Here is a 13,418-nt window from a genome sequence, read left to right on the forward strand (position 1 = left end):
CAAAAATATCTAATACAATTAAATTATGTTTAAACCAATGTTGCCAATTGTTACTATACACGTTCCATTTTAGCACATATGTATCACAATACAACATATGCACTAAATTATAGTACTATTAAATATTATGCTAGAGTAATAAATATAAAATTAGCGATATGGAAACAACTAAATCTAAATTTCCCTTTTTCATGGCTTCTTAAAATCCCACCAACTTTTAAGTGATGTTGCTGTTCTAATGTCTGATTTATCATCGCTATTTTCTTGAAAAATTGAATTGCTAAACACAAACTTTTCTGATTAGTTTATAAAAGTGATTTACTTATAAACTGGCCAAATTTTAAATACATTCAAAAAACATTTTTGATTAATTATAATCTCTCATTTTAACTTGAATGCGTTTTTTGGAGATGTTATAGTCTCCTTTTTTAACTATTTTATTTATAGTTAAATTATTCAAAGGTTTTGGTGAATATAAGTGAATCGTTGCATTGGGCTGGCCTTGAAAAATAAGATGAGGTTCCTTTCCAAAATTCTCAACTAAAGCAGTATATTTAGACAGTGCATGCATTAATACATTTCCATCCCTACGTAAATAACTACCATGTCCTATAAACAATTCTTCAACATTTTGAATATTAGTTTGATCTACTCCTTCTTTAAATTTCAATGCTGTTAAATAAGCATCCGTTTCCCAACCTTCCATATTATTTAAACTATTTCTATGTTTTAATCGTCCATCCGCCAACAAATTAAAATACACCACAGTTGTTATTCCTTTTTGAGTTATAGATATTTTCAAATAATCTTTGCCTTCATCTTTGGTTATTATGGGAAGGTTTTTTTGATTTTCATGAGTTTCTAAAATAATTGCTGTTACAAATTTAGTTCTGGTTGTTTTTTCAAAATGACTAATAGACCAATACGGTTTTTCGTTTTCTGGATGGTGACTTTCGTAACCTATTTTTTCAGTTAAACGCATATGTTCTGGAAAATCATGCGGACGTTCGCCTCCTGGAGGAAACGTTTCTGGAAATAAAGGACGCACTAATACTTGAGCATCTTCATCTTTAATTGTTAAATCAATGCCACCTTTTAAAGTAGATTCGCCATTGTAATGTAGTAACCATTCAAACTGTCCAGGCTCAAAAGCCAACAAATCATCCAATACTAAAATAACATCACCAACCCAAATAAAATTACGATAATTTCTGGCTAAAATATGTGAATAAGGTCCTGTAGCATTAGCTAATAGATATTTAAAATCTTTACCTTCAATCAAATTATGCAGAGATCCAGAATTAACATTTCCAAAATAAGGGTCATTTCTATTTTGTCCTTTTCCGTTGAACAGAACCACATTATGGGCCTCACTCTGGCAATAATACTCTGTAAACAATGGATTTAAGTAACTTCCTGTTCCAGAATCTATTATTAAATTTTTACCATTGTGAAATAAAATGTATGAGCCAGCATCAGCATGGGCATGATTCCATGTAAAACCAGACTTTACAGCAAGCATCGTAGCATCATCACTCCAAGAGTTTCTCATTGTTGCCCATCCCATATCCTGATAAAGATAAGATTTAGGACGATTTGGTAAAAAACCTGATTTATTTGATTGTAACCCAAGATTCAATATTAAACCTTCTGCCTCGTTTGAATCATTATTTTCACCATTAGTTACATGGTTTATATACCATTCATATTCTTGATTTTTATACCCTAAATTCCAAAGTAATCGAATTATTCTATCTCCATAGGCATGCATTTTAGAATCCCCAAAATTGACTGCAAGATCTTTGCCTCCATCAACAAAATACGTAGTGTTGATGAAAAAATCGCCCATCTTTTCTAATATGTTAGATTCAATTTTAGATTCTTCAGGCCATACATTCCCGTAGGCATATCGAAATAATAAATATTGTGATGTTCCGTAAGTGGCATACCAAACACTTTCATAAAAACCTCCATCTCTATCAAAAGTTGTAGGTTTATTTTGTAGTAAGCTTCCTGAATAATGTAGCCATTCAATGGCTGATTCTTCAATGTCTTTTGCCCAACCCTCAGCCTCAGATATTTCATTTCTAACAGCAAGAGATGCTAAACCAGACATATAAACACATGCACTCCACCAATTATGCCCCATGGTATCATAGGTATGCATATTCGTTTCTGCTTCCAACCAATCGTATCTTGCCGGTAAAATACCTAACCGAACAATATCGTTAGCTATCAGCTCTTTTTCTTCTATTGTTAAATAATCATATATACTATCAAAACCAAGAGCAATATCATAACTTGTATGTGACGTTCCTAATCCACCTATCCATGGTGGGTTTCTATTTAACAAAGTACTACCTTCCCACGTACTTTTAGAAGTATAATCAAAAAGTAATTCCTTTAATTTACTTGCAAACTTTTCTTCACCCGTTACTCTGTAAACTAACCCAAGAAGAAGGCCTTCCTTTGATTTTAATTTATCTTTTTTGAGTAAATCTTTAGCTATTTTATATTGTTTGTTCCAACTATCTTTTATGGATTCATCAGTCTTAATTTGATTTTTTAATTTTAAAATATTGGCATCTGTATACAATAGATAATTTCTCTCTTGGGAAGACAAATTGATTGCAATTAGGCAACAAAAAACAAATACTATTCTTTTTTTCATCGTTTTAAAATTGTTATCAAAATGATATATTAAAAATCAATTTTAATTAAATTAAATTCAATACTATTCATTTTTTTTAGTTAATTATATAAATCAATGTGCATTGAGTATAAAATATGACCTATAACTAAGATAATATTGCTTTGCGTGATATGTTCCAATAAAAAAGTCGGAATTTGAAAAGTAATTTCTTTCAAATTCCGACTTTAAGATCATTTTTGTATTGCTCAATTACTTTTTAAAGCTTTCATAATAGCAGCTTTTACTAATGGCTCCATAACATCATAACCTGCTGCATTAGGATGAACTGTATCTCTACCTAATTCTTTTTTCAATCCTTTATCTCCATTTACCATGGATGTATAGTAATCTAAATAAACAACCTTATTTTTTTTAGCATACGCTTTAATCAATTTATTCAATTCAATGATTTTATCTGCTGGTTCCACCGAAGGGCTCCAAGAATAACTGGAAGCAGGCAATACAGAGGCTAACACAACCTTTATATCATTAGCTTCTGCTAATTCAACCATAGAAAAAATATTACCAGCAATGCGGTTGATACCAATAGCTCCTCGATTACCAGCTATGTCATTGGTACCTGCTGAAATAACCACTACTTTTGGTTTTAGCTCAATTACATCTGGTCTAAACCTCAATAACATTTGTGCACTTGTTTGTCCACTAATACCTCGATTTATATAAGTAGGATTCTCCTCAAAAAATTGTCTATGATCACGTGTCCAATTATCGGTTATTGAATTCCCAATAAACACAACTCTAGCTTCATTTTTAGAAGGCAATTTTAATTGTGCATTTGCTTTGCTATAGCGATTTAAATTTGCCCAATCTTCGGTTGGTGTTAATACAATTTTTATAACCGTTGCTATATCATTAGCATTGGATGCTTCTTTAGGTAATAAAACTGTTAAATTTCCATCAATTAACACTGTTTTTAATTTTTGATCTCCATAACTTAAGTAAGCGGCTCGCACTTTCATTGTTCTATCAACAACTAATTTCCCATCTGTTGGCCAATTAAAAACATGTGCATAAACTATATCATCTTTTTTAGTATAATAACCCCAATTGGGTTTTTCATAAGGACTTTTAGAAGTTCCAAAAATCGCCTCTTCATTTTCTTTAGCCCATTCTGCTACATTCTTAACCTGCTCATTATCAGAAGGCATATTTACTTCCATACTATTCTGAGCAAAAACAGGGTTAAAAGGCTGTATGATTAACAATACAAATACCATTGTTTTTTTTAATATTTTCATTTTATATCATTTTTAAATAGGTTACTTCTTTCCAATATATTTAGTTTTTATATGTTTTTTCTCAAAGGTATTTCTTTTACCTTTTTTAAGACAAAAAAAATAACATTGTAGTCAGCATATAATGCTACCACAATGTTATTTTTTAATGAAGTTTACTTTAAATTATGGTTTTTATTAATAAAACCACAATTTATAAACCCATGCTTGTTTTTATATTATTTAGCTAATTCAATTTTAACAACTGAAACAGTAGCATCTGGTGCTAACATAGGTACATCTACTAATACTTCCCGAGATGTTGCTATGGATGATAATTCAGTATTTGAATTGTCAGTTAACACGGTAGCTTTCTTAACCTTAATATTTTTATTAAGCTTTAATAATCCATCTTTTGGCCAGTCAAAAACATGAGCATAAATAACGTTTCCTTTTTGCGTATAGCGCCCCCATTTTGGTTTATCGTAAGGACTTGCTTTAGCCCCATAAATAGCCTCTCCATTTTTTTTAGTCCATTCTCCCATAGCATCTAAACGTCTAATACTTTCGGCTGGAAATCTTCCAAAACCATCAGGTCCAATATTTAATAAGAAATTCCCTCCTTTAGAAACAATATCTACTAATTTTTGAATTAAATCTTCACTACTTTTCCAGTTATTATCAGATGGTTTATACCCCCAAGACCCATTCATAGTCATACAGGCTTCCCAATCAGAATCAATTCCCGTATCTGGAATTTCTTGTTCTGGTGTTCCAAAATCTCCAGCAAAATTGCCTTCAGCATTCATACCTTCCATACCCATACGGCCTTTATCAACTCTGTTATTAACAATGGTGTTAGGTTGAATATCTCGGATATATTTATAAAGATCTTTACCCATCTCTGTTGTATAATCTGAAATCCAATCACCATCAAACCAAACCACTCCAATGTCACCATAATTTTTTAATAATTCACCTACCTGAGGTTTCATATAGTTTTCATAATATTTTGGAAATTCCGGATTTACAACTGATGGATCATCATGTTGTGAAATATTGTAATTTGGAAACAAATTACCTTGTGCTTGTGGATGATGCCAGTCCACAATAGAATAATACAGACAAAATTTAATTCCCTGTTTTTTACAAGCTTCTGCTAATTCCTTAACAATATCTCTTTTAAAAGGAGATTTATCAATAACATCATAATCAGATACTTTTGAATCCCATAAACCAAAACCTTCATGATGTTTTGAAGTCAATACAATATATTTCATACCTGCATTTTTAGCCATAGTTACCCATGCATCTGCATCAAACATTACTGGATTAAACATTTCAGGAAATTTTTCGTATTCCTCCACTGTGTAATCCAATTTATCCATGGCCCATTCTGCACCACCTCCAGCTATTTTTGTTCCACGCTCTCCACCAATAATAGAGTAAGCTCCCCAGTGAATAAACATACCAAACTTAGAGTCTCTCCACCACTCCATCCGCTCATCATCTGATAATTTTTTTACATTTGATTTTTGGGCCAACCCTAAATTGGCGTTTAGAACAACAACCAATGTAAGCAACATTATTTTTTTTAAAGATTTCATTTTCATTTATTTAGTATTTATAGTAATTTTTATTTCTGATTGATTTCGCATGATAACCAACTCTAATGTATTCGACTTATTTTGGGCATTGATTCGAAAAAAGTCTTTTACAGTGACCACCTTCTCCCCAGATGCTTCTAAAATAACATCCCCTTTTTTAATACCATCATTCAGTACTGCAGGACTTTGGTTCCAAACACGTAAAACAATCACGCCTTCCGCTGTGCTTAACCCATAAGCAGACTGTTCTTGTGGAGACTCCACACTTTTAAGATTATTCCTTAACCAAGCTACAACAGGACTTGCAATTTCTTTATCCTCTGAAGGATCTTTTATTATAGGTACTTCAGGGGTTTTGGCAATGGACTTTAAGTCAGGTTTTTGAACTCCAAAATTATCCATTGGAAAGTTTTTGAACCCTATTGTTAAAGCAGGAGAATTTTCTGCAACTGTAAAATCTAAATTGGCAGGATCTTTAAACATTGGATCTCCATATGCACTATTCATATCTCTATTATATATTTGAGATTTCATCATAGCTACTTCAGATGGAAAAAGGTTATAATCTAATTCTTTTCCCCAACCCAACAATCTAACATCTTGGTATGTATTTCCCACAATATTGTGCTTAAAAACATCCTCACTTTTTTCAAACCAAACATGCGGGTGTAAAGAATTATTAACCATAATATTGTTTTCAACTACTCGATTAAATCCTTCTCGTAATTTTAGTCCGCTATTTAACATTAAGTTATTATAGATATGATAGTTTGAAGAACCGTCATCCAAATCTACATCCCATCCATGGTCACAACGAAAACGGTTATTTCTAATAATAGTCATTTTTATAGCATCCCAATTAGGCATATTGGGATTGGCTGTTGTAAGACGATCCATAACATCACGATTTGGATGCCAAAAACGATCACGCCCCCATGAGTTAAAAGAACCGTGATCACTGGTTTCTAAAACCGTATTAAATACATCATTATATTCTAAAACATGCCCTCCCCAGGTACCATCACCAATATTAATACCTGATCTTGGCACTTCATAAATACTATTATGTCTCACAGTAATATCCATAGCCATAGAAATCTGGACACCTGCAGTTTGCTTTTCAACACGCCCTATACGATAAATTAAATTATCTTCAACTAAACATTCTCTAGGGTATAATTCATTTTTTGGGCCTACAATAGTATCCATATCTTTCAAATCCACATATTCTCTGTAATTGAACGAAGGGGAACGAACAGCTGATGGATCTCCAATAAATGATATACCACTGGCACCACATTCATAAATATGGTTTCCAATAACTTCTAAACCCTTATTGTATTTACTTGCCATGATAACATTCCCTCCTAAATTGGTAAATACGCTATTTTCAACTTTACAATTTTCAGTACCTTCAAAAAACACAACACTACCTCTGTATATTGTCCAATCGCTTCGTAATAATGGCTCAAAATCTTCCATAAACGTTCGCTGAGTATTTTCAAAAGTGATTCCAGATATACATACATTTTTCACTGGATTTTCAAGGGTTCCAACAACTTGAATTAAATCTTTTAATACTGAAACCTCAATTTTTGAATTACCAAGTGAAACATCTGCTGATGGCCAATAATAAAGTTTGCTGTTTTTTTTATCTAAAAACCATTCTCCATGGCTATCTAATTCTTCAAAAACATTTTCTACCATTCGGTATTCGTCATGAAGTAAAACACCACGATTATTTTGTTGCCCTCCTTCTAAAATAGGTGTTCCATCTTCATTAACACCTGTTATTTTAAAATGATAACCTCCCCATTTACCATTGCGTAAAACATTATAATAAGCTCCTTTTGGATTTTCCCAAGAAGCCAAACGCTCTTTTGAAACTGCATCTGCTGCAAAACCATGCCAAGATTGAGGTGTTTCATCATAATTAGGGTAACGAGCTAAAATTTGAGATTTCCCATTAACAATTAACTGGTCAAAATCTGAATTTTCTGCTACTGAAGTAACATATATGTTTTCATTATAGCTTTCCCATTTTGCATCTAAGGGTATCGAGCCTTTTATACTAACCTGAGAGGCATCTGCTCCTTTAATACTAAAATTGCTTAATAAAGCTGGAATTGTTATGGGCTGTGATAAATGATATGTGCCTGGAAACAAATTTATGACAACATGAACACTGGAATCTTTTTCTTTTAACTCCTTCACTCTATTAATGGCATCAAAGATGTTTCCAAATGGATTCTCCTTTGTTCCGGTATTATTAGTTTCCCCTTCATTTGACACATAAAACTCAATGGTTTTTGGTTCCACGTTACAAGACAAAACTAATACCAACAGTAATAAATTAATACTTAATTTTTTCATCCTATATTTTATACTATTATTCTTAATTCTTAAAAACAATCTCTGCTTTGTCATAACCTTTTTCTAATTTAAAAACCAATTGATTTTCATTATTTCTGTTAACGGTTCCTTTCCTACTTGCAACAAATTCGCCTTTTTCATAAAGCCTTAATTCTGCAGGTAATTTCCCTTTTGGGTATGGCATATTGATGGTTATAGGAGCATCATTTTGCAACAAATAACCTGCATTGGTTTTTTCAATAGAAATTGTTAATGGCTCACCTGATGATACTAAATCCCATCCTTTATATTCATATTTAAACATTCCGGAAAGAAACATAAAATCTAAATCTTTTTCAGTTTGACGGGTTATAGACAACAACCCTTTTTGATGAAAATCTTTATTTTGCGCTATATCGTTTATAGACGCATTTACTACAATTCTATCGGTTGTTTTCTTATCGTTCAGCAACACATGAATAACTTGTGTGTTTGGACTGTCATCAAAAGTTTCGTAGGTTACATTAGCTATTGGGTTTTCTTCCCCTTTTATATAAGGATTAAACACAATCGCAAACGGATTAATCCAAGCTGCTTCCTCTCTTTTTAAAATCAAAGTTGGAATTGGTTCATCCAAAATTTCCTTTGGTGCCGTTCCACTTGAAATAGCATTTGATTTTGGCGATTTTACTTTATATAAGGTTTGATTTTTACTCCCCTTAACCCATAATTTCATTAAATTAGTTGGATTTCCATTACTTTCCAAATTAAAAACCGCTTGAACATCTTCTGATGTTTGTGTTTTAAACTTATCGAAAAAATAATTATATCCTTTTAAATCTCCTTTTTTAGAACTTAAGTCGTCTGTTGAATCAAATTTCAATTCTTTATTATTCTTGTCATAAATTTTTAATGATTGTCCTAAATTATGATAGATATACTCATGCTTTTGTTTACCCTCTAATTGTTTTTTAGATCTAAAAACATCTACAACATAGTTTTTATCTGAATGGGATTTGATTATAGCAGTAAAACGTTGCTGATCTGATACCGTTTTTGGCTCTACAAAAGATACTTTTGAAAATGTTAACTTATCAAAATTTGGTGTTTCTCCTGAGTTAGGATAGGCTTTATCTAACTGAAATGGGTTGTAGGTTCGCATGGAATTATAATTAGATTGTCCATCTACCACAACTGTGTTATGCGCAGGAAATTTAGAATAAAAATTATGATGATCAGTATGCCAATAACTTGGTCCCTTCCCAAAATCTGGTCCTAAAACATAATTGTTAGCAAACAACTCAATTGAAATTCCATTAGCATGAGCATGATTTCCAAAAGACCCAACAGTAGATACCATTACAGCATGATCTCCTTCACCAAGGCGCTGATTAAACATACTGACATTTGAAGCATAAAACGTTGGTGAAATTAAGTTTTTAAAAGATGTTTTATGAGTTGATTCAGCTTCTTCTAAATTATTAACATAGAAAAACAACTCAAAAAAATCACTTGCTTTTCTACGATATAAACCATCTGAAATGATTTGATTTAACAAACTTGATATTAATACTTCTTTATCTTGTAAATTATATTTTCTGTAGTTAGCTATTAACAGTTCAAAGTTTTCTGGTGGTAATATTTTATGATTAGAATCCCCAAAACCAACTAAATAACCAGTTGGAAACAAATATTGAAATGATACTAAAGCTGCTTTTTCAACTATTGGATAATTTAAAAACTCGTTATTATTAGTGGCATGATCCAACAACGTAAATATGCGTAAAAGTGATGTAATTACATGTGTGGAATACGAGGCTGATTCTGGCCATATACCTGTTTCTTGATCATAAACTAAAAGCGATTCTTTAATAGCCAATTGTCTATCGGTTGAAATATTAAAGGTATGATCTAAAAAATACTCCCGTCCTTTACCGTTTTTATAATTTGAATTTTCTTCTAAAACCAAACCGATATATGTCAAATATCGTGCTTGAAATAAATTCCAGTTATTATCTGGAATTCCTTTTTCTATAATTTGGTCTCCCCATTTTTGAAATACAGCAATTGAATTCTCTAAACTGGTATTATTCTTTTTAAAATAATCATATAAAAAATCATAAGCCGTTACTAATGAAACAACTATTTCTTCATGAATAACTTCAAAGGTAGCCAATCCAGAAACATGCTGTTGGTTTGAATTTTCAAGATCTATTGGCGCTTCTCTATGATACATGCCCTCCATATAAGTTAGAAATACAGGCGCAGCAAATTCGGCATATTTTTTATCGTTGGTCAGCCAGTAAAAAAAAGCTGCATCTTCTGCTAAATTCATAATTTGCTCATTAATTTTTTCAATGGCAAAACCAGCTTTCGACGGATGTATCCATTCTTTAATTTTGGTTTTTCTATGCTCTAAATACAAACCTCTTGGGTCATCAAAATAAGGCTCAACATCTTCTAACTTCGGACGATAATAATCTGTTGCCCAATCACGAGTACCAGAATACCGTACTGTTGGCACAGGAGCAGAACCTTCTGAATGTGAAAAATCTCCTCTTTTTAAATAAACCTTATCATGTTTTGTTTTCCAATTCATTTGCAATCTAGATACCAACCACATTGGGTCCTTATCAACATACTCTAAATATTTTTCTAAGTTTTGTTTTTTCTTTTCAACCAATTCACGTTTCCAAGATACCGTTTCAAGTGTTTTTAAAAACTCACTTTTAGATTCGTTATTAACATATATTCTTGGATGGCTGTTACTTTGTGCAAACAAGCTGCTGGCATTCAATAAAAAACAACCTAAAACTATATGCAGTAAAAATTTCTTTTTCATTTTCATGTTTTATTTAATTTCAATATTATAACCTGCTGGGTATTCTTTTAATTTTCCTTTTTTAAATTGAATTAAAACTGGTTTATCTGAAGAATAATAATAATTTCCTGCTTCAAACTTCAATTCTGCGGTAACAGTTTCATCCACTGCTTCTATTTTATAATGATCTTTTTGAAGTAATTTCCCTTTACCTAAATATAGATATTCAAACACATTATTTTTTTCTGAAGCAATTCCAAAAACACCTTGAAATTTTAAATTTCGTTTAGGTTCATAAATCTTTTCATCAATAGCATTTAAGATATACTGTGTGCTATTTTTTGATGTTGTCAATAGACTCACAAAATTATTTGAAGTGCTAATTTTTGAAATATTCTTAATTGATTTTTCTCCTGTTTCATAAACTTCAAAAACAGCTACAAAAGGATGATTTTTACCATTAATATTGTTTTGACGCACTAATAATGTTGGTGTTGTTTCCGGGCTTTTATTTACTTGACCAGGTGTTACATCTGTCCTTATAGTAGTAGGTGGTGCATCAACCAGATATAAATCTCGATGATTCTGCCCCATCATCCACATGTTTACATGCAATGCTGGTGATACAGTTGTAGTGGTCCAAGTAGCGTTAAAATCATTTGAATAATTCACCTTTCTTTGATTTTTAAAAAACGAATAATTTTTGTCATATTTTGTACCCAAATCACTCACATTTTGCAAACTTAGTGGGGTATTTGAAGCATTTTTCAAGATTATGGTGTTTCCTAAATTATGATGAATATAATCGTTATTTAATTGATCTGACCTAAACACATCCACATAATACCCCGTAGTTTCAGACGTTCTTACCATAGCCACCAAGCGACGTTTTTCTTCTGCCGAAACATCTGAAAAAGAAACCATTTTGGAGGTCACTGTTGTATTGTAGAAACCGGATAAAGTATCAACCATTGGATCCATGGCATTTATAGTAATTTCACCACGGCTATATCCTGGCACAATAGTATTAGACCCCAAAATGCCTCTATGATACCCCGAATCTTTAGACCAATATGATTCGTAAGCTGAAGCATCAGGTGCCATAGCCCATCCTTTTCCGTAAAACTGCATAGCCAAACCATTTGCTGCTAAATGCGATTTTTGCTTTCCTCCATATAAGGTAAACATCATTCCATTGTTTTCGTCGTTCCCATTTTTCATAATAATGTGTTTATGAAATGGTGAATATGCTGTATTATGAAATGGTAAATCACTTTTCAAATCTGGTAAAGGTTGATTAAAAACGATGCCTTGCCAATCTGATGAATTTCTACTATATTGTCCTGATTCCACACTCTTACGTATCACAGCAGCCATTTTATTAGCTGTTTCGGTATCTCCTTCCCAAGTAGCATACGTTAATAAAGATTCAAAAGATGAAATATTTGCAGGTCCACCACGCATATCTCCAAATACTACTAAATTTCCACGTGCGTCTAACCAACCCAAATTTGCTAAGGCCGCTTTACTAATAATTGGATTTCCAGCTAAGGTATTTACACCTGACCTATACAACTTAACCCCCATCTCTAATACAATAGGTATCATACCTGAAGCATAACCAGGAGATTCGGGCCATAAACCTGTTGTTTTATCATAAAAATCCATTATTACTGGCAAACCTGAAAAATAATCTGATGGCTTGTCTTCTGTGTAATAAGGGATATAATATTCACGACCTTTTCCATCTTCATAAAAATCATTAGATTCTAAAACAAGTATACTATTCAATATATTTTTGAACCGATTCACATTCCAATTTCCTCGTTTACCACCTCTGATTAATCCAATATCTATAAAACGTTTAAAAACAACTCCTGCAACTTCAGCAGTGGTTTTACCCATTACTTTTAAATGCTTATGTGGGTTTTTATTTAAATAGTCATATAGAAAATCATACGTAGTTGCGGCAGGGATTTGCCTATCATCATGAATAACTTCATAATCATAATAACCCATAATCCCTCCGGACTCGTAACCTCCTGCACCATTAGTTGATTTTTCAGGATCTAAAGGTGGTTGCATATAATAAGTACCTAACAACCATGTCCATAAAATATCTGCTGAAAACTTAGCATACTTTTCATCTTGGGTAACAAAATAAGCAAAGGCTGACTTTTCTGCTAAATTTAAAATTTCCATATTATTAGCCCGAATCATATGCCCAGATTCTTTATAAGGAATTAACACAGGTGTTTTATCAGCACTTGATCTACTTATTCCTAACAAATCTCCAGACTCATTGTATGGCGGCCTATCTTCTAAAGGCACGTTTAAATAATCGTTCCAAGTACGCATACCTGGCAATCGCACAGTTGGTACAGGGGCATTTCCTTCACCATAATCCCAGTTTTGGTTTTTTACATAGCATTGGGTAAAACGCTCACCTTCTTTCCAATACATAGCCAGTCTTGAAACAATCCACTCTGGATTAGTAACATGGCGATTAACATACGGATTTATTTCATCCTGTAACTTATTCCATGAATCATTAGCCCATGCTTCTGATTCTATCTTATTTAATAGCATTATTCTATCCGTATTGCTAACAAACAATTGTGGATGGCTACCCGATTGCTGAGCGACAATAGATAGATTAGTTAATACTATAGATAAAACGAGTATTGCTCTTGGTATAAATTTCATAAAGT

6 protein-coding genes are annotated in these 13,418 nt (G+C 32.3%); all 6 read right to left on the bottom strand.

The genetic code is table 11. The features are described from left to right. Window positions 1–367 precede the first annotated feature (367 nt). The 6 genes from APS56_RS06060 to APS56_RS06085 all read right to left on the bottom strand — a co-directional run bounded on the left by APS56_RS06060 (window position 368) and on the right by APS56_RS06085 (window position 13,413). The gene (locus tag APS56_RS06060) at window positions 368–2,671 is read right to left on the bottom strand and encodes a heparinase II/III family protein (protein WP_082379272.1); all 2,304 of its coding nucleotides are present in this window, start codon (window positions 2,669–2,671) and stop codon (window positions 368–370) included. A 227-nt stretch (window positions 2,672–2,898) separates the two neighbouring features. Beyond that, a complete protein-coding gene (locus APS56_RS06065) occupies window positions 2,899–3,951 on the bottom strand; it encodes an SGNH/GDSL hydrolase family protein (protein WP_236778469.1) in 1,053 nt (350 codons plus the stop codon). Window positions 3,952–4,166: 215 nt separating this feature from the next. Continuing rightward, window positions 4,167–5,534 (bottom strand): alpha-L-fucosidase, encoded by a 1,368-nt coding sequence (locus APS56_RS06070; RefSeq protein ID WP_211259738.1) that lies wholly within the window; start codon window positions 5,532–5,534, stop codon window positions 4,167–4,169. A gap of 6 nt (window positions 5,535–5,540) precedes the next feature. Continuing rightward, on the bottom strand, window positions 5,541–7,907 hold the full coding sequence (locus APS56_RS06075) for a PDZ domain-containing protein (protein WP_054731209.1): 2,367 nt from the start codon (window positions 7,905–7,907) through the stop codon (window positions 5,541–5,543). A 22-nt stretch (window positions 7,908–7,929) separates the two neighbouring features. Then, entirely contained in the window at window positions 7,930–10,728 is a 2,799-nt protein-coding gene (locus APS56_RS06080) for a heparinase II/III domain-containing protein (RefSeq protein WP_054731211.1), read from the bottom strand. Between the two features lie 9 nt (window positions 10,729–10,737). After that, entirely contained in the window at window positions 10,738–13,413 is a 2,676-nt protein-coding gene (locus APS56_RS06085; RefSeq protein WP_211259739.1) for an endo-acting ulvan lysase-like protein, read from the bottom strand. Window positions 13,414–13,418 lie beyond the last annotated feature (5 nt).

The sequence above is a fragment of the Pseudalgibacter alginicilyticus genome, assembly GCF_001310225.1.
GTDB lineage: Bacteria > Bacteroidota > Bacteroidia > Flavobacteriales > Flavobacteriaceae > Pseudalgibacter > Pseudalgibacter alginicilyticus.